Source organism: Mesorhizobium sp. M7D.F.Ca.US.004.01.2.1, from assembly GCF_003997785.1.
Lineage (GTDB): Bacteria > Pseudomonadota > Alphaproteobacteria > Rhizobiales > Rhizobiaceae > Mesorhizobium > Mesorhizobium loti.
In genome coordinates this window covers 1-19124 of sequence record NZ_RZRQ01000100.1, presented here as the reverse complement: position 1 = coordinate 19124, position 19124 = coordinate 1, and the positions used below count along the sequence as shown (strand labels likewise).

At 61.9% G+C, this 19124-nt stretch carries 16 protein-coding genes, 1 tRNA gene and 1 pseudogene; 3 read left to right on the top strand and 15 right to left on the bottom strand.

Annotated elements, in window-relative coordinates:
- From rpoC to rpsL, 14 genes and pseudogenes are all read right to left on the bottom strand, one after another.
- Positions 1-1690 (bottom strand): DNA-directed RNA polymerase subunit beta' (gene rpoC, locus EN993_RS15990; protein WP_127264091.1); only part of this gene is annotated, 1690 nt, incomplete at its 3' end.
- A 146-nt stretch (positions 1691-1836) separates the two neighbouring features.
- Positions 1837-5367, bottom strand: a pseudogene (rpoB, locus tag EN993_RS15985) (DNA-directed RNA polymerase subunit beta); the annotation flags it as partial.
- A gap of 393 nt (positions 5368-5760) precedes the next feature.
- Positions 5761-6459: a 50S ribosomal protein L1 gene (gene rplA / locus EN993_RS15980; RefSeq protein ID WP_127264087.1), complete on the bottom strand. Its 699-nt coding sequence runs from the start codon at positions 6457-6459 to the stop codon at positions 5761-5763.
- A gap of 4 nt (positions 6460-6463) precedes the next feature.
- Entirely contained in the window at positions 6464-6892 is a 429-nt protein-coding gene (rplK, locus tag EN993_RS15975; protein WP_027027738.1) for a 50S ribosomal protein L11, read from the bottom strand.
- A gap of 160 nt (positions 6893-7052) precedes the next feature.
- Positions 7053-7580: a transcription termination/antitermination protein NusG gene (nusG, locus tag EN993_RS15970; protein WP_013531409.1), complete on the bottom strand. Its 528-nt coding sequence runs from the start codon at positions 7578-7580 to the stop codon at positions 7053-7055.
- 27 nt (positions 7581-7607) lie between these two features.
- Positions 7608-7811, bottom strand: a complete 204-nt coding sequence (secE, locus tag EN993_RS15965; RefSeq protein ID WP_013531408.1) for a preprotein translocase subunit SecE — start codon at positions 7809-7811, stop codon at positions 7608-7610.
- Between the two features lie 399 nt (positions 7812-8210).
- Positions 8211-8286: transfer RNA gene (locus tag EN993_RS15960), tRNA-Trp, on the bottom strand.
- An 81-nt stretch (positions 8287-8367) separates the two neighbouring features.
- The gene (locus tag EN993_RS15955; protein ID WP_245468849.1) at positions 8368-8487 is read right to left on the bottom strand and encodes a putative glycolipid-binding domain-containing protein; all 120 of its coding nucleotides are present in this window, start codon (positions 8485-8487) and stop codon (positions 8368-8370) included.
- 21 nt (positions 8488-8508) lie between these two features.
- Positions 8509-8991 (bottom strand): group II truncated hemoglobin, encoded by a 483-nt coding sequence (locus EN993_RS15950; RefSeq protein WP_109672643.1) that lies wholly within the window; start codon positions 8989-8991, stop codon positions 8509-8511.
- Between the two features lie 103 nt (positions 8992-9094).
- Positions 9095-10735 (bottom strand): hypothetical protein, encoded by a 1641-nt coding sequence (locus tag EN993_RS15945; RefSeq protein WP_127264085.1) that lies wholly within the window; start codon positions 10733-10735, stop codon positions 9095-9097.
- A gap of 161 nt (positions 10736-10896) precedes the next feature.
- Positions 10897-12072: an elongation factor Tu gene (gene tuf, locus EN993_RS15940; RefSeq protein WP_126069210.1), complete on the bottom strand. Its 1176-nt coding sequence runs from the start codon at positions 12070-12072 to the stop codon at positions 10897-10899.
- A gap of 98 nt (positions 12073-12170) precedes the next feature.
- Positions 12171-14261: an elongation factor G gene (gene fusA, locus EN993_RS15935; RefSeq protein ID WP_109672628.1), complete on the bottom strand. Its 2091-nt coding sequence runs from the start codon at positions 14259-14261 to the stop codon at positions 12171-12173.
- Positions 14262-14290: 29 nt separating this feature from the next.
- Positions 14291-14761, bottom strand: coding sequence for a 30S ribosomal protein S7 (gene rpsG / locus EN993_RS15930; protein WP_008875664.1), 471 nt, complete (start codon positions 14759-14761; stop codon positions 14291-14293).
- A 60-nt stretch (positions 14762-14821) separates the two neighbouring features.
- A complete protein-coding gene (gene rpsL, locus EN993_RS15925) occupies positions 14822-15193 on the bottom strand; it encodes a 30S ribosomal protein S12 (RefSeq protein WP_006333356.1) in 372 nt (123 codons plus the stop codon).
- 477 nt (positions 15194-15670) lie between these two features.
- Here rpsL and EN993_RS15920 point away from each other — a divergent pair, with 477 nt between their 5' ends.
- The 3 genes from EN993_RS15920 (at position 15671) to EN993_RS15910 (ending at position 18097) form a co-directional block, all read left to right on the top strand.
- Positions 15671-15952 carry a transcriptional regulator gene (locus EN993_RS15920; RefSeq protein ID WP_013531420.1) on the top strand — a complete coding sequence of 94 codons (282 nt, stop codon included), beginning with the start codon at positions 15671-15673 and terminating at the stop codon, positions 15950-15952.
- 16 nt (positions 15953-15968) lie between these two features.
- On the top strand, positions 15969-17081 hold the full coding sequence (locus tag EN993_RS15915) for a PLP-dependent cysteine synthase family protein (protein WP_127264083.1): 1113 nt from the start codon (positions 15969-15971) through the stop codon (positions 17079-17081).
- 89 nt (positions 17082-17170) lie between these two features.
- The gene (locus tag EN993_RS15910) at positions 17171-18097 is read left to right on the top strand and encodes a Gfo/Idh/MocA family oxidoreductase (RefSeq protein WP_127264081.1); all 927 of its coding nucleotides are present in this window, start codon (positions 17171-17173) and stop codon (positions 18095-18097) included.
- Between the two features lie 106 nt (positions 18098-18203).
- Here the strand turns inward: EN993_RS15910 and EN993_RS37795 are convergent.
- A partial coding sequence (locus tag EN993_RS37795; RefSeq protein ID WP_245468847.1) for a hypothetical protein occupies positions 18204-19124 on the bottom strand: 921 nt, incomplete at its 5' end.

Below are 19124 nucleotides of genomic sequence, written 5' to 3'. Positions count from 1 at the left end.
CGACCTTGCCTTCGGCGTCGACCGTACGGAAACGACCCTTGATCTTCGAGTGCAGCGTCACCGCCTTGGTCTCGAGCGCGTGCTGGAGTTCGCCCATGTCGGCAAACACCATGCCTTCGCCCGGCTCGTTCTGGTTGACGATCGAGAGATAATAGAGACCAAGAACCATGTCCTGCGACGGCACGATGATCGGCGCGCCGGAAGCCGGGTGCAGGATGTTGTTGGTCGACATCATCAGCACGCGGGCTTCAAGCTGCGCTTCCAGCGACAGCGGCACGTGAACAGCCATCTGGTCGCCGTCGAAGTCGGCGTTGAAGGCCGTGCAGACCAGCGGGTGCAGCTGGATCGCCTTGCCTTCGATCAGGATCGGCTCGAACGCCTGGATGCCGAGACGGTGCAGCGTCGGCGCACGGTTCAGCAGCACCGGATGCTCACGGATGACCTCGTCGAGGATATCCCAGACTTCCGGACGCTCCTTCTCGACCAGCTTCTTCGCCTGTTTGACGGTCGAGGAGTAACCCTTGGCGTCGAGACGGGCGTAGATGAAGGGCTTGAACAGTTCGAGCGCCATCTTCTTGGGCAGGCCGCACTGGTGCAGCTTGAGCTCCGGACCGGTCACGATGACCGAGCGGCCGGAATAGTCGACGCGCTTGCCGAGCAGGTTCTGACGGAACCGGCCCTGCTTGCCCTTGAGCATGTCGGACAGCGACTTCAGCGGGCGCTTGTTGGCGCCGGTGATGACGCGGCCGCGACGGCCGTTGTCGAACAGCGCATCGACGGCTTCCTGCAGCATGCGCTTTTCATTGCGCACGATGATGCCAGGAGCGCGCAACTCGATCAGCCGCTTCAGACGGTTGTTGCGGTTGATGACGCGACGATAGAGGTCGTTCAGATCCGACGTGGCGAAGCGTCCACCATCCAGAGGAACCAGCGGACGCAGGTCCGGCGGGATCACCGGGACCACCTTCATGATCATCCATTCCGGACGATTGCCGGATTCCATGAAGTTCTCGACGACCTTGAGCCGCTTCAGATACTTCTTCTGCTTCAGCTCGGAGGTGGTCGAAGCCAGTTCCGAACGCAGGTCGCCGGCGATCTTCTCCAGGTCCATGCCGGCTAGGAGGTCATGAATGGCCTCGGCGCCGATCATGGCGGTGAACGAGTCCTCGCCATACTCGTCGACGGCGATCATGTACTCTTCCTCGCTGAGCAGCTGGTGCTCCTTCAGCGCGGTGAGGCCGGGTTCGGTGACGATGTAGTTCTCGAAGTAGAGGACGCGCTCGATGTCCTTCAGGGTCATGTCGAGCAGCGTGCCGATGCGCGACGGCAGCGACTTCAGGAACCAGATATGGGCGACGGGTGCCGCCAGCTCGATATGGCCCATGCGCTCGCGGCGAACGCGCGACAGCGTGACTTCGACGCCGCACTTCTCGCAGATAACGCCCTTGTACTTCATGCGCTTGTACTTGCCGCACAGGCACTCATAGTCCTTGATCGGGCCAAAAATGCGCGCGCAGAACAGACCGTCACGCTCCGGCTTGAAGGTGCGGTAGTTGATGGTCTCCGGCTTCTTGATCTCGCCGAAAGACCAGGACAGAATCTTCTCAGGGCTGGCAAGCGATATCCGGATGGAATCGAACACCTGCGCAGGCGCCTGCGGATTGAAGAGATTCATGACCTCTTGGTTCATGCCGTTCTCCTTTTCGGGGTCCTCGAAAACCCCTTGCATCTAGCGCGGGCCAAACGCCCGCCGTCTTGTGTCGGCCACCGGCCGAAGAATTTGGTGCGCTCGGTCGCGATTTCCGCGACCGAGCGTCTTGTTTACTCGGCCGCGCCCTACTCAGCTGCGTCTGGCAGCCGGATCGGGTTGTCGTCGAGCTTGGTGTTCTCCAGCTCGACATTGAGGCCGAGAGACCGCATTTCCTTGACGAGAACGTTGAAGCTCTCGGGAATGCCGGCCTCGAAAGTGTCGTCGCCTCTGACGATCGCCTCGTAGACCTTGGTGCGGCCGGCTACGTCGTCCGACTTCACCGTCAGCATTTCCTGTAGCGTGTAGGCGGCGCCGTATGCTTCGAGCGCCCAGACTTCCATCTCGCCGAAGCGCTGGCCACCGAACTGCGCCTTGCCGCCCAGCGGCTGCTGGGTGACGAGCGAGTACGGACCGATCGAACGCGCGTGGATCTTGTCGTCCACGAGATGGTGAAGCTTGAGCATGTAGATGTAGCCCATCGTCACCTTGCGATCGAACGGCTCGCCCGTGCGTCCGTCATAGAGCTGCGACTGACCGCTGGTGTGCAGGCCCGCCTGCTCCAGCATGATGTTGATGTCAGCCTCGTGCGCGCCGTCGAACACCGGGGTCGCGATCGAGACGCCGCGGCGCATCTGCTCGCTGAGGCGAACAATGCTCTCGTCGTCATACTCGCGAACCGGCTCGTTGCGGTCGTTGGCCGGGATGAAGCTTTCGAGCGTCTTGCGCAGCGGCTTGATGTCGCCCGCCACCTTATACGCGTCGATCAGCTCGCCGATCTTCTTGCCCATGCCCGCGCATGCCCAGCCCAGATGCGTTTCCAGGATCTGGCCGACATTCATGCGGCTCGGCACACCCAGCGGGTTGAGCACAATATCGGCATGCGTGCCGTCCTCGAGGAAAGGCATGTCCTCGACCGGAACGATCCGCGACACGACACCCTTGTTGCCGTGACGGCCGGCCATCTTGTCGCCGGGCTGCATCTTGCGCTTCACGGCCACGAAGACCTTGACCATCTTCATGACGCCCGGAGGCATTTCGTCGCCGCGCTGGACCTTCTCGACCTTGTCCATGAAACGCTGTTCGAGCGCCTTCTTGGAGTCGTCGTACTGGCCACGCAGGGCTTCGAGTTCGCTCTGGAGCTTTTCGTTCTCCACGGCAAACTGCCACCACTGCGAACGCGGATACTCGTCGAGCGTATCCTTGGACAGCGTCGAGCCCTTCTTGAAGCCCTTCGGTCCAGCGATCGCTTCCTTGCCTACGAGCACGTCGGAAAGACGCGCGTAGACGTTGCGGTCCAGAATGGCCTGCTCGTCGTCGCGGTCCTTGGCGAGGCGTTCGATCTCCTCGCGCTCGATCGCCATGGCGCGCTCGTCCTTCTCCACACCGTGGCGATTGAAGACGCGCACCTCGACGACGGTACCGAAAGTGCCCGGAGGCATGCGCATCGAGGTGTCGCGCACGTCCGATGCCTTTTCGCCGAAGATGGCGCGCAGAAGCTTTTCTTCCGGCGTCATCGGGCTTTCGCCCTTCGGCGTGATCTTGCCGACCAGGATGTCGCCCGGCTGAACTTCCGCACCGATATAGACGATGCCGGCTTCGTCGAGGTTCTTCAGCGCTTCTTCCGAGACGTTCGGGATATCGCGCGTGATTTCTTCCGGCCCGAGCTTGGTATCGCGCGCCATGACCTCGAACTCCTCGATATGGATCGAGGTGAAGACGTCATCAGCGACGATGCGTTCGGACAGGAGGATCGAGTCCTCGTAGTTGTAGCCGTTCCACGGCATGAACGCGACCAGCACGTTGCGGCCGAGCGCCAGATCACCGAGCTCGGTCGACGGACCGTCGGCGATGATGTCGCCCTTGTTGACCCGGTCGCCCATACGAACCAGTGGACGCTGGTTGATGCAGGTGTTCTGGTTCGAACGCTGGAACTTCATCAGCCGGTAGATATCGACGCCGGACTTGCCCGGATCGAGATCTTCGGTGGCGCGGATAACGATACGCGTCGCGTCCACCTGGTCGACGATGCCGCCGCGGCGGGCGCCGATGGCGGCGCCCGAGTCACGAGCGACGATCGGCTCCATGCCGGTGCCGACGAACGGCGCCTCGGCGCGCACCAGCGGCACGGCCTGACGCTGCATGTTCGAGCCCATCAGAGCGCGGTTGGCGTCGTCGTTTTCCAGGAACGGGATCAGGGCCGCGGCCACCGACACCATCTGCTTGGGCGAAACGTCCATCAGATCGACGTTTTCGCGCGGCGCCATCATCACTTCGCCGGCGCTGCGGCAAATGACGAATTCGTCGACGAAACCACCGTTCTTGTCGAGCTCGGCGTTGGCCTGCGCGACATGGTGCTTGGCCTCTTCCATCGCCGAGAGATAGACGACGTCATTGGTCAGCTTGCCGTCGACGATCTTGCGGTACGGGCTCTCGATGAAGCCGTACTTGTTGACGCGCGCGAAAGTGGCCAGCGAGTTGATCAGACCGATATTCGGGCCTTCCGGCGTTTCGATCGGGCAGATACGGCCGTAATGCGTCGGGTGCACGTCGCGCACCTCGAAACCGGCGCGCTCGCGGGTCAGACCGCCCGGTCCAAGCGCCGAGAGGCGACGCTTGTGGGTGATCTCCGACAGCGGGTTGGTCTGATCCATGAACTGCGACAGCTGCGAGGAACCGAAGAACTCGCGCACGGCGGCAGCCGCCGGCTTGGCGTTGATCAGGTCCTGCGGCATGACCGTGTCGATCTCGATCGAGGACATACGCTCCTTGATCGCGCGCTCCATACGCAGCAGGCCGACGCGGTACTGGTTTTCCATCAGCTCGCCGACCGAACGCACGCGACGGTTGCCGAGATTGTCGATGTCGTCGATTTCGCCCTTGCCGTCGCGCAATTCGACCAGCGTCCTGACCACGGCCAGGATGTCGTCCTTGCGCAGCACGCGCACGGTGTCCTCGGCCTTGAGCTCGAGACGCATGTTCATCTTGACGCGGCCAACGGCCGACAGATCGTAGCGCTCTGAGTCGAAGAACAGCGAGTTGAACATGGCTTCGGCGGTTTCAAGCGTCGGCGGCTCGCCGGGGCGCATGACACGATAGATGTCGAACAGCGCGTCCTGGCGGCTCTCGTTCTTGTCGACGTTGAGCGTGTTGCGGATATAGGCGCCGACATTGACGTGGTCGATGTCGAGAACCTTGATCTCGTCTTCGCCGGTACCGAGCAGAACCTTCAGCGTCTTCTCGTCGATCTCGTCGCCGGCCTCGAGGAAGATCTCGCCGGTGCCGTAGTTGACGATGTCCTCGGCAAGATAGTTGCCGAGCAGATCCTCGTCGGTCGCCTTGATCGCCTTCAGACCCTTTTCGCCAAGCGCCCTTGCCTGGCGTGCGGTGATCTTCTTGCCAGCCTCGACGACGACTTCGCCCGTATCGGCATCGACCAGGTCGCCGACAGCCTTGAGGCCGCGGAAACGCTCGACGTTGAACGGAATGCGCCAATGGTCGCCGGCGCGCATTTTCGACCGAAGGTCGTTCATTTGCGCGACGGTGATACCGGCGTAGTGGGCCACGACCACTGAACCTGCGTTCGAGAACGCACCGTTCAGGCCCGTGACGAGTTCGCGTTTTTCCGCTCTGTCCACTGCCTATCTCCAGTTGACCCCTGCCCCATTAACGGGGACAGGCGTCGGGTTGCCTTTGTCGGCCGGGCCATCCAGTAACGGACCTCCCGAACGACGCTCGAGGATCCTGCCCCCTTTCGCCACATCGACAGTCAAGCCGGCGATGCGCAGACAAAAGGCAAACACGGTTCGAACCTTTCATTGGAGCAGTCGCTCCGTTGTCCGGTCTTCACCCGTCTCATGCAGGCCCAAATCGAATTAAGGCTTCTGGGCCGCCTGCAATCTCGGACAGGATGTCCGGAAACCTCTCGGCTTCCGGTACCGGGCCGCCGACAAGTCGGAGGCCCGGAATTCACTTGCGGATCAGCCCTTTAGCGGCCGATCCAAATGTTCGTATCAGGACGCTGTGAGCGTCGCGACGTCGAGCTTGAGGCCCGGGCCCATCGTCGAGGTGACCGACACCTTCTTGACGTAGTTGCCCTTGGCGCCAGCCGGCTTTGCCTTGGTCACGGCGTCGGCGAAGGCGCGGATGTTCTCTTCCAGGGCCTTGACGTCGAACGAGACCTTGCCGACGCCAGCATGAACGATGCCGGCTTTCTCGACGCGGAACTCAACGGCGCCGCCCTTGGATGCCTTGACGGCGGCGGCAACGTCGGTGGTGACGGTGCCGACCTTCGGGTTCGGCATCATGCCGCGCGGGCCGAGCACCTTACCCAGACGGCCGACGAGCGGCATCATGTCCGGCGTGGCGATGCAGCGATCGAAATCGATCGTGCCCTTCTGGACGATGTCGACCAGATCCTCGGCACCAACGATGTCGGCGCCGGCGGCGCGCGCTTCGTCAGCCTTGTCGCCGCGTGCGAACACAGCGACGCGCACCGAGCGGCCGGTGCCGTTCGGCAGGTTGACCACGCCGCGGACCATCTGGTCGGCATGGCGCGGGTCGACGCCGAGGTTCATGGCGACTTCGATGGTCTCGTCGAACTTGACCGAGGAACGGTCCTTGAGCAGCTTCAGCGCATCACCCAGGGCATAAGCCTTGTTGGGATCGATGCCTTCGCGGGTCTTCGATACACGCTTTGCAATCTTTGCCATGATCTTAGCCCACCACTTCCAGACCCATCGAGCGGGCGGAGCCCTCGACCATGCGCATGGCCGCTTCGACGTCGTTTGCGTTCAGATCCTTCATTTTCGCGGTGGCGATCTCGCGGACCTTTTCACGCGAAACCGTACCGGCCTTGACCTTGCCCGGCTCCTTGGAGCCAGCCGTCAGGTTCGCCGCCTTCTTCAGGAAGTAGCTCACCGGCGCCGTCTTCATGACGAAGGTGAAGGACTTGTCCTGATAGTAGGTGATGACGACCGGAACCGGCGATCCCTTTTCCATTTCCTGGGTCTGCGCGTTGAACGCCTTGCAGAATTCCATGATGTTGATGCCACGCTGACCAAGCGCCGGGCCGATCGGGGGAGACGGCGTAGCCGATCCCGCTTTCACCTGGAGCTTGAGCTGGCCTGCAATTTTCTTAGCCATCTCTTTTCCTGCCTTCGTCTATGCCGGACTTGCCGGCGGTTGCAGTCTGGTGGTGCGATCCATGCGGCCGGCTAAAGCCGCATTCGTCTCCCACCGTTCTCGAGAGCCGCGCGATCTCCGCGTCGCCCTTCCCTGCCGCGCTTGGCGGCGGGATTTCGGATCAGCCCTTTTCGACCTGTCCGAATTCCAGATCGACAGGCACGGCGCGCCCGAAGATCGAAACTTCCACCTTGAGCCGCGCCCGCTCCTCGTCCACTTCCTGGACGAAACCGTTGAACGACGCGAAGGGACCATCCGAAACGCGGATCGCTTCGCCGATCTCGAACGTGACCGAGGGCTTTGGCCGCTCGACGCCTTCCTGCACCTGGTTCAGGATGCGCTGCGCTTCCGCCTCGGTGATCGGCACCGGCTTGGAGTCACCCAGGAAGCCGGTGACCTTCGGCGTGTTCTTGACCAGCGAGAACACCGCGTCGGTCAGGTTGGCCTTCAGGAGCACATAGCCCGGGAAGAACTTGCGCTCGGCATCGACCTTGCGGCCGCGACGAACTTCGACGACCTTCTCGGTCGGAACCACGATCTGGTGGATATCGGCGGACAGGCCCTTCTGCTTGGCCTTGTTCTCGATATCCTCGGCGACCTTCTTTTCAAAGTTCGAATAGGCGTGGACGATGTACCAGCGCGCGGTCATTTCAAGACTTCTCCGTAATCGCCGGACTTAGCGTCCGATGCCCAGAATCTGTTCGACCGCGAGGCCCATGAGCTGATCAGCGGTGAAGAAAAAGATCATCGCGATCACTGCGAAGGCCAGAACCATCACCGTCGAGATCATCGTTTCGCGCCGCGACGGCCAAGTCACCTTGGCGGTCTCCGCGCGGACCTGCTGGAGAAAGACGAAAGGATTTGTGGTTTTCGAAGCCATATGCCGCTCTGTCTTCAAGACCCGTTGGCCGGGTCTCCTGGATGATCCCGCTGGCCGGGACGTGCCGCCTGAGCCCAGTCTCGCGCCGAATCAGCGCAATCATTTCGCCCATGCAAATCAGACGCGTAAAGCCGGCTTCCCAGCTCCACGCGTCGCGTGTCTGTTTCGTCTACATAAAACCGATTCTTGATCCACGCAAGTGGCAAGTGTCCGCTTTATGACCAAACGCCGCCTCGGAACCATCCAGTCGTTCCGTCCCGGCTATGGCGCCCTTATGCCCCAAGAGAGCTAATATGGCAAGCGGGTCGCCGATTTTCAAAGGGCAGACCATAGAAATATCGTTTTGAAACGCCATTTCGAGAAATGGCGAAACATTGCGTTGAGTGCCATTTCGAGAAATGGCACGGGCAGCAGGGCTCGAACCTACGACCTGCGGTTTTGGAGACCGCCGCTCTACCAACTGAGCTATGCCCGTATCGTGCGCATGTCGGCGCAGCAGGCGCTTCCTAAAAGCTTCCGCACGCTCTGTAAAGAGCGGTTTGCAAGCAAACGCGCCTTAAATCCTGCGCCAGAAATCGGGATAGCTGACAACCAGCCCGTCGCGGTCGATCTCAAGTTCCCGCCCGAAGTCGCTGACACGCGATTCATAGAGATATCGCCTACCCTCTTCGCGCACCTCCCGATGGGACGGCCGGAGCTATTTGGCGTCCGGCACTCGATAGGGGCCGCCCGGCACGCCCCAGCCCCAGGCCGGCATCGGTTCCGTCTCAGGATCGCAGGTCTCGCCGAGATTGGAATTCATCTTGGCCAGCCGCGATCCCCATTCGACATAGCCCATGAAGGCCGAACGGAATTCCGGATCGTCGGGCAGGCCGACCGCGTCGGCGGCATCGGCCAGGAGGTTGATCCAGCGGCGGCGCTGCTCCTCCGTCAGATGCTTGCCCAGATGGTGCATGACCATCTCGCGATGGCCGCCAAATTGCTCGCTATAGGTTTTTGGCCCGCCGAAAACCTCGCCGATGAAGGCCGCGACATGGGCGGGATGATCCGGCGACATGGTCTTGAACACCGGCCCGACGATCGGGTCCTGCGCCACCTTGTCATAGAAAGTCTGGGTCAGCCGGTTCAAGGCCTCGCTGCCGCCGGCCCATTCGTAGAGTGTCGGGATATCCTGGCTCATTCTCGATCCTCCGCCAGCCCCGGCGCCGCCAGCAGCAACGATAGCGGAAAAATCGGGAGTGCCTCAACCTGCCTCGATGGCCAGTTTCCGACGTCGCCGCGCTCTACAATTTGGCGGGCGAGTCAGCCTCGGCATTGGCGGAAGGCCGGATCCGGCAATTCTCGGGTTTCGGCACCGCCTCGCAGATGGTGGCGCCGGTCAGCGCGTCGACCGATTGCGGGCTCGTCGTCAGCCCGACCTTCAGCATCATGTCGGGTTCCAGTTGGCGCTCGACCGAGCGCCGCTCGATCGCTGTGAACAGAGCGGGATCGATCGCCATCTCCTCGAGATAGGCCTTGACCATCTGCTTTTGCCCCATCGGATACAGGCTAAGCCGCGCCCGTGGACCGACAAGCCGCCTGACGCCACCGGCAAGCATGAGCGCGCAGGCCGAATCGCACTCCACGCCCGCATCGGTGCTCAGCCCGGCATAGGCACCCTCGTTGGCAAGGCAACTCCACTCGCCCGGGTCACAGCCGACGAAATCGGTGCGGCCAACGGCGACGTCGAGCTTCTTTTCATGGATAAGCCGTCCCGCCGCCAGGGCGCTGAACAGGTCGCCTCCCGTTGAGCTGATCACGACCGGCAGTTGCCGGTTGCCGAGCGTGGCGAGCAATTGGCGCAGCTTCTGCGGTGTCCGAGGTGTGATCGCGCCTTGCGCCGAAATCCATTCCGGGCAGTCGGGATTGCAGAGCGGGTTGCTGCCGCGAACCACGACAAAGCGCATGTCTTCGTCGTGCTGCGCCCCGTCGGGCTCCGGTAGGGGGGTGGGCCTGGCTGCGGCCGTCGGGCCGGCTGGCTTGTTCCCCGGTATTTCGAGGCAATTCGCGGCCAACAGATCCGGCCTGCACAGACTGGCGGCGGTCAACAGGTCTACCGAGTCGACACTGGTGACCAACTTCATCGCCAGCATGTCGTCGAGGCCGATCTGCTGGATTTCGCTGGCCGGGGTGCCCTTCATCGTTTCGAGCACGCTTTGTTCGATGCCCATCTGGTCGAGATAGGCCGCCAGCTTTTTCTCCACCGACTTGCTCATCTCATAGGTCTTGTAGCTGCCGGCGTTCTTGCGGCTGACGATCTTTGTGTTGAGGACCTTTTTCTTGCCGCCCACGATGCGGTAGGTGGTCCGGTATTGCAGTTTCGTGCGGATGTAGGTCGTGGTGATCTGATGGACGCCGAGATAGGCCCATTCGCCTGCTACACGCCGGACACCGCCGGCAAACATCAACGGACAGGCGGAATTGCACATGGCGCCGTAGTCAATGACATCGCCTAGGTAGCGGGCGCCATTCTTGTCACGATCCTGGCAACCCTTCGCGTCGGGCTGGCAACCGGAGAACACCGTCTTGCCAATGGCAATATCGAGCTTGTTCTTGCGGATCAGCCGGCCAAGCGTCAGTGCCGCCTCGACATTGCCGCCGGGAGAGTTGACGACAACAGGCAGTTTTCGCCCGCCAAGCGTCTTCAGCATGCGTTTGAACAGAGCCGGCGTTCCGGCTTCTATCGAGCCTTCTGCCGAGATCCACTCCGGGCAGATCGGCTCGCACCCCGGTGCATTGCTGCGGACAATGCCAAACTGCATCGTTGGACCGAGATCCGGGGCCGTATCCGCCGCAAAAGCACGTCCCGTGACAAGCAACGCCAGCAGGCAGATCAGCCGCAGCGACCACAATGCCCGACGATGGAAAAGGCGCCCTGGAACCATCTGGAAAAAAGCCCTTGATGCAACCTATACTAGACGAGGTCCAAAGGCTTGCAACAGGGTCTGGGCGACATCACGGGGCACCGATCCCTGGGCAAAAGAAAAGGGCGGCCTCAAGGACCGCCCTTTCCGTTTCGAACCTGACTGGCACAGGCCGGCGTCGGTTATTCCTTGATGGTGACGACGATGCCGGCACCGACGGTGCGGCCGCCTTCACGGATAGCGAAGCGCAGCTTCTCTTCCATGGCGATCGGCACGATCAGCTCGACATCGACCGTGATGTTGTCGCCCGGCATCACCATCTCGGTGCCTTCCGGCAGCGACACGATGCCGGTCACGTCGGTCGTGCGGAAGTAGAACTGCGGACGGTAGTTGGTGAAGAACGGCGTGTGACGGCCACCTTCATCCTTGGTCAGGATGTAGGCTTCGGCCACGAACTTCTTGTGAGGCTTCACCGTGCCGGGCTTGGCCAGAACCTGGCCGCGCTCGACACCTTCACGATCAACGCCGCGCAGCAGCGCGCCGATGTTGTCGCCAGCCTGGCCCTGATCGAGCAGCTTGCGGAACATCTCGACGCCCGTGCAGGTCGTCTTGGTCGTCGGACGGATGCCGATGATCTCGAGTTCCTCGCCAACCTTGACAATGCCACGCTCAACGCGGCCGGTCACCACCGTGCCGCGGCCCGAGATCGAGAACACGTCTTCGATCGGCATCAGGAACGGCTTGTCGAGCGGACGAACCGGCGTCGGGATGTAGGCATCGACCGCAGCCATCAGCTCGCGGATCGCATCCTCGCCGATCTTCTTGTCCGAGTCTTCCAGAGCAGCCAGAGCCGAACCCTTGACGATCGGAATGTCGTCGCCGGGGAACTCGTTCTTGGTCAGAAGCTCGCGAACCTCGAGCTCGACCAGTTCGAGCAGCTCCGCGTCGTCGACCTGGTCGACCTTGTTCAGGAACACCACGATCGACGGCACGCCGACCTGACGGGCCAGCAGGATGTGCTCGCGGGTCTGCGGCATCGGGCCGTCGGCGGCCGACACGACCAGGATCGCGCCGTCCATCTGCGCGGCACCGGTGATCATGTTCTTCACATAGTCGGCGTGGCCGGGGCAGTCGACGTGAGCGTAGTGGCGGTTGGCCGTCTCGTATTCGACGTGCGCCGTCGAGATCGTGATGCCGCGCGCCTTTTCTTCAGGGGCAGCGTCGATCTGGTCGTAGCGCTTGTATTCGCCAAAATACTTGGTGATCGCCGCCGTCAGCGACGTCTTGCCATGGTCGACGTGGCCAATCGTGCCGATGTTCACGTGAGGCTTGTTACGCTCGAATTTACCTTTGGCCATAATCGTTCTCCGTCTATTCTACCCGCTTGGGGGAAATTGTTATTCGCTCTTCAGATCCGGCGCCGCGCAAAGGACGCGACCCGGTGGCTAAAGAACCCTTACGCGTATTTCTTCTGGACTTCCTGGGCCACCGCAGTAGGGACCGGCTCGTAGTGATCGAACTGCATCGTGTAGGCCGCACGGCCCTGGCTCATCGAGCGCAAATTGTCGACATACTTGAACATGTTGGCGAGCGGCACCATCGCGTTGATGACCACTGCAACGCCACGCGCTTCCTGACCCTGGATCTGGCCACGACGACCGTTCAGATCGCCGATGACACTGCCGACATAGTCTTCCGGCGTCACGACTTCGACCTTCATGATCGGCTCGAGCAGCTGCACGCCAAGCTTGGGTGCGGCTTCACGGAAGCAGGCGCGGCCGGCGATTTCGAAGGCCAGAACGCTGGAGTCAACATCGTGGTAGGCGCCATCGATCAGCGTCGCCTTGACGCCGATCATCGGGAAGCCCGCGAACGGACCCGAGGTCATGACGCTGTTGATGCCCTTTTCGACACCCGGGATGTATTCCTTCGGCACGGCGCCGCCGACGATCTTGGTATCGAACTCGAACTCGCTGCTGTCCGGGTTCGGCTCGAAGACGATCTTGACGCGAGCGAACTGACCGGTACCGCCGGTCTGCTTCTTGTGCGTGTAATCCTGCTCGTGCCTGCGGGTGATCGTCTCGCGATAAGCCACCTGCGGCGCGCCGACATTGGCCTCGACCTTGAACTCGCGACGCATGCGGTCGACGATGATGTCGAGGTGAAGTTCGCCCATGCCGGAAATGATGGTCTGGCCGCTTTCCTCATCGGTCTTGACGCGGAAGGACGGATCCTCGGCGGCCAAGCGGTGAAGGGCGAGGCCCATCTTTTCCTGGTCGTTCTTGGTCTTCGGCTCGATGGCGATCTGGATGACCGGATCGGGGAACTCCATGCGCTCGAGGATGACCGGATGCAGCGGATCACTGAGCGTGTCGCCCGTGGTCGTGTCCTTGAGACCGGCAAGAGCAACGATGTCGCCGGCAAAAGCCTCTTCGACGTCGGCGCGCGAGTTCGCATGCATCTGCAGCATGCGGCCGATGCGCTCTTTCTTGCCCTTCACGGTGTTGTCGACCGAGATGCCCTTGGTGAGCTTGCCCGAATAGATGCGGGCAAAGGTCAGCGAACCGACGAACGGGTCGTTCATGATCTTGAAGGCGAGCATCGACAGCGGCTCGTTGTCGTCGGCATGACGCTCGATCTCGGCGTCGGTCTTGGCATCGACGCCCTTGATGGCGGGAACATCGGCCGGCGACGGCAGATATTCGACGACGGCGTCGAGCAGCGGCTGCACGCCCTTGTTCTTGAAGGCCGAGCCGCAGAACATCGGGTAGAACTTGACCGCAATGGTGCCCTTGCGGATCAGCGCGCGGATCTCGTCATTCGACGGCATCTTGCCTTCGAGGTAATTCTCAAGCGCCGTCTCGTCCATTTCGACGGCGGCCTCGATCATCTTCTCGCGGTATTCTTCGGCACGAGCCTTGAGGTCGTCCGGGATCTCGACGATGTCCCAGGCAGCGCCCAGCGTCTCGTCGCGCCAGACCAGCGCGTTCATCTCGACGAGGTCGACGACGCCCTTGAACTCGGTCTCGGCGCCGATCGGCAGCTGCATGACGACGGCATGTGCACCGAGGCGCGAACCGATCATCTCGACCGAGCGGTAGAAGTCAGCGCCGATCTTGTCCATCTTGTTGCAGAAGATCATGCGCGGAACGCGATACTTGTCGGCCTGACGCCAGACGGTCTCCGTCTGCGGCTCGACACCGGCATTGGCATCGAGCAGCGCGATGGCGCCGTCGAGAACGCGCAGCGAACGCTCGACTTCAATGGTGAAGTCGACGTGGCCGGGGGTGTCGATGATATTGAAGCGGTACATCTTGCCGCTGCGACCCTTCCAGAAGGTCGTGGTCGCGGCGGACGTGATGGTGATGCCGCGCTCCTGCTCCTGCTCCATCCAATCCATGGTGGCAGCGCCGTCGTGGACTTCGCCGATCTTGTGCGACTTGCCCGTGTAATAGAGGACGCGCTCGGTGGTCGTCGTCTTGCCGGCGTCAATATGCGCCATGATACCGAAATTGCGGTAGTCTTCGATTTTGTATTCGCGGGCCATCGTAGCTGCCTCTCAGTCTCGTTCGCGCTTTACCAGCGGTAGTGCGCGAAAGCGCGGTTGGCTTCAGCCATCTTGTGGGTGTCTTCACGCTTCTTGACAGCGGTGCCGCGGTTGTTGGCCGCGTCCATCAGCTCGCCGGAGAGGCGGTCGACCATCGTGGTCTCGTTGCGGTTGCGGGCAGCCGCGATCAGCCAGCGAATGGCCAATGCCTGGCGGCGCTCGGGGCGCACGTCGACCGGAACCTGGTAGGTGGCGCCGCCGACACGACGCGAACGCACTTCCACATGCGGCGCAACATTGTCGAGCGCCTGATGGAAGACGGTGACCGGCTCCTGCTTGGTCTTCGACTGAACCTGGTCGAGCGCACCGTAGACGATGGTCTCGGCGACCGACTTCTTACCGTCATACATGACGGCGTTCATGAACTTGGTGACGATCAGATCGCCGAACTTCGGGTCCGGATTGATCTCACGCTTTTCTGCACTGTGACGACGCGACATGGCTTTTGTCTCTCAATCTCATAGCCCGACGCACTCAAGGAGCGCCAAGGCCGGAAAATCTTACTTCGGACGCTTGGCGCCGTACTTCGAACGGCGCTGCTTGCGGTTCTTCACACCCTGCGTGTCGAGCACGCCGCGGATGATGTGGTAGCGAACGCCCGGAAGATCCTTGACGCGGCCGCCGCGGATCATCACTACGGAGTGTTCCTGAAGGTTGTGGCCTTCGCCGGGGATGTACCCGATCACTTCAAAACCATTGGTCAGGCGGATCTTGGCCACCTTGCGCAGCGCCGAGTTCGGCTTCTTCGGCGTCGTTGTATAGACGCGCGTGCAGACGCCCCGCTTCTGCGGGTTCTGCTGCATGGCCGGGACCTTGTTGCGCTTCACCGGCGCAATGCGCGGCTTGCGGATCAGCTGGTTGACGGTAGGCATTAAACCCTCTTGTCTCTCAATTCCGTGTCTCGCCCGGTCAGGGCCGCTCAAAGCGTCATTTCCATACGCAAATTCGGGCCACAAACCGCGCCTCGCGGTCTTGCCCGAACAAATGGCAGAGGAAGCGGAAGCCGCTTCGTGCACGCCGGAAATGTCTTTTCGCTCGTAAAACGAACCCTGTTTGAGGCAAACTCCAAAGCGTGTCGCTTCGGAAGGGAGAGCCTCACATCGGTTCTGACTGGCCGGCTTCTACTAGCAAGCCCACGAACCGTCAAGCCCGGAGCAGCAAATATTGCGCGCCGGCCAGGGCTTGGCAGCCATGTGAAAAACGCATGTAATTTTCTTTCGCAATTTTGCAAGAGCGAGGAAGAAAGTGACCAGGTTTGCGCTGTTGCGCGGCCCCTCTTCATGCGAAAAGGCCGCATGAGCAGTCAAAATCCCCTCGCCCGCCCACACATTGCCAAGAGGAATCGACCCGTGAACGACAATGAAGAGCGCCCGGTCACCATCATCACCGGTCGGGTGTGGAAGAAAAAGGGCGGCAAACCGGAAGGCGTGCATGTGATGCTGGTCGCGCCCGACGACGATTCGGCAGTGCGCCGGGCACTCGAATCGCTTGCCGCGGAAGGTTACGCCGAGGCCGAACTCGACCAGATCGGCGACATGGACGGCATACCCGACGAAGAGCCGCATATCTCCGCCTTCCAGGGCGCGCTCGAAGGTGAAGTGTCGATCGTCACCTTCGACGTGCCGATCTGAAACCAGGGCGCCGATCATGGCAGGATCAAAAGCTGTTGGACCTGCATCCCGGGACTGGGCCGACCGGGCGGTCGCCGCGATCGAAGCCGACCAGCACCGCTCGGCCGATACGCATCTGTGGAAGCTCGATCTGCCGGCGCTGGCTGGCATCGACTTCTATCTCAAGGACGAATCCACCCATCCCACCGGCAGTCTAAAGCATCGGCTGGCGCGTTCGCTGTTTCTCCATGCGCTGTGCAACGGCCTCATCCGTGAAGGCTCGCCGGTGATCGAAGCCTCGTCGGGCTCGACGGCGGTGTCGGAAGCCTATTTCGCCCGCATGATCGGCGTGCCGTTCTACGCCGTGATGCCGCGATCGACCTCGCGCGAAAAGATCACCGCGATCGAGCACTATGGCGGCAAGTGCCATTTCATCGACGACGGCCGGCGCATCTATGCCGAGTCGGCTGAGCTCGCGGCGCGGCTCGACGGTCATTTCATGGACCAGTTCACCCATGCCGAGCGCGCCACCGACTGGCGCGGCAACAACAATATCGCCGATTCCATCTTCGGGCAGATGCGCGAGGAGCAGCATCCGATCCCGACCTGGATCGTCATGAGCGCCGGCACCGGCGGTACCACCGCCACGATCGGCCGCTATCTGCGCTACAAGCGGCATGCAACGCGGCTTTCGGTCGCCGACGTCGAGCGTTCGGCCTTCTTCGACAGCTTTGCCACGCATGACCGTGACTGTCGCTGCGAGCAGCCGTCGCGCATCGAGGGCATCGGCCGGCCGCGCGTCGAACCATCCTTCGTGCCCGGCGTCATCGATCACATGCTGCGGGTGCCGGACGCGGTGTCGCTGGCGGCGATGCGGGTGCTGTCGCGCCAACTCGGCCGCCGTGTCGGCGGGTCGACCGGCACCAACTTCGTCGCCATGTGCTTTCTGGCGGCGCGCATGGTTGAGGAAGGCAAAGCCGGCTCGCTGGTGACGCTGATCTGCGATTCAGGCGACCGCTATGCCAACACCTACTATTCCGACGACTGGCTGGGCGCGAACGGCCTCGACCCCTCACCTTTCGAAGCAGCAATCGAGGCCTTTCTGGTCGGCGAAAGGCTGGCGCTGCAGTTCGAGGAAAGCTGGGGCTGACCTTTCGGCGTCAGCTTGCCGGCTCCGGCTTGCTCGAGGCAAGTGTTCTGATAAGAAGCGCTCTTCATCACTCAACAGACGGAGCGGCCGTGTCCCAGCCCATCAAGATTGGCATCGTCGGCGTCGGCAAGATCGTCCGCGACCAGCACCTGCCGGCCCTGGCGAAAGACCAGAACTATCGCCTGATCGCGGCGGCCAGCCGGCATGGCAAGGTGGAAAACATCCCGAACTTCCCTGATATCGAAGCCATGCTCGACGCTGTGCCCGACCTCGAGGCCGTATCGCTCTGCATGCCGCCGCAGTTCCGCTACGATGCGGCGCGGACGGCGCTGATGGCGAAGAAGCATGTCTTCCTGGAAAAGCCGCCAGGCGCCACTGTCAGCGAGGTCGAAGACCTCAAGGCATTGGCCGCGCAGAACAGCGTCTCGCTGTTCGCCAGCTGGCACTCGCGCTATGCGCCGGCGGTCGAGGCCGCGCGTGCCTTCCTGAACTCGACCAAGATCAGGTCGGCCGCCATCAACTGGAAGGAAGACGTGCGCCGCTGGCATCCGAACCAGGAGTGGATCTGGGCCCCCGGTGGTTTTGGCGTCTTCGATCCCGGCATCAACGCGCTGTCGATTGCCACCCATATCCTACCGCCGATGTTCATCACTTCGGCGGTCCTGGATTTTCCCGAAAACCGCGCCTCCCCGGTTGCCGCGCGCGTCGCCTTCCGCACCTCGAATGGCTTGCCGGTGACGATGGACCTCGACTGGCTGCAGACAGGCCCGCAAAGCTGGGACATCCTGGGCGACACCGACAAGGGCGCAATGGTGCTGTCGGGCGGCGGCACCAAGCTCGCCATCGACGGCAAGGTGGTTCACGACGAGCCGGAGGCCGAGTACCCGATGCTCTACCGGCGCTTTGCCGAAATCGTCCGCGCCGGCGTTTCCGATGTCGATCTGGCTCCACTCCAGCACGTCGCCGACGCCTTCATGCTCGGCAAGCGCAATGTGGTCGAGGCTTTCTTCGACTGAATTCTGATACCGGAACCGCACTCGCTGACAGCTCGCGGGGGTCGCAGGCCGGGAATGGTCGCGCGACCGGATTGTCGCGCGACTGGGATCCAGCGGATCGCTTGAATCAAGTCTTGGTCCTGCAACCGGCACGCCTGACCATGTCGGCAATGATCAATGGCGTGGCCGGTGTCTGGGACCAGTCGCCCTGACGGGGCGCGCCCGCTTCAAGGGCGGCGCGCACCGCGCCCGTATCCAGGCTGAAAGAACTCTTGCAGGAGACGAGGCCGCCCTTGCCGATCGTGTCGACGATCACGCCGGCGGCTTCGCCAACCCCGGCGACATAGGCGACAAGCGTTTGCCTGGCGATCGGGCTCGTACCGGCCTTGTCGAGCATCTCCATCACCTGCCCTACCGATATCCGACCTGTCGCGGTCGATGGAAGGGCGATGGCAGCAAAAGGCGTCATGAACGCCGCCACAACAACGATGGCGGCCACGGCAATCCTGCGTTTGAACGAAGGCATAGGTTTCTCCTGTGAGGTGGAATTGACAAGAATCATCATTGTGCATAAATTAATTATTGTAAAACGATAATTTCTTTCGATGGAGCGATGTTGCCAATGATTGAACCTGTCATCACGGCTGCCGCCGCCGATCCTGACCGCCAGGCCAGATTGAAACGCATCCGCCTTTTCAGCCTGGTGCTGGCGGGATGTTTTGTCGTCCTCGCCATGCTGTTGACCGTTGGTCTGCTGTTCTACTGGCTCAGCGTCTCCGCCGGTTCGATCGCGGCCGATGCGCAGATCCCACAGGAATGGCTGAGCGAGCTTGGCCTCGGTCGAAGACTGATCGGGTTCGCGATCTCGTTCGTGCCGCTTGCCTGCCTCGTCTTCGCGCTCATGGCCGCCAGGCGCTGTTTCGGTGCTTTCGCGTCCGGAAACTTCTTCGGTCAGGGCGCCATCAGCAATTTGCGATATTTTGGCCTCGGCCTGCTGGCATCCGCCTTGCTGAAACCGGTTTCGGCGGCGGCATCGTCCGTTCTCCTG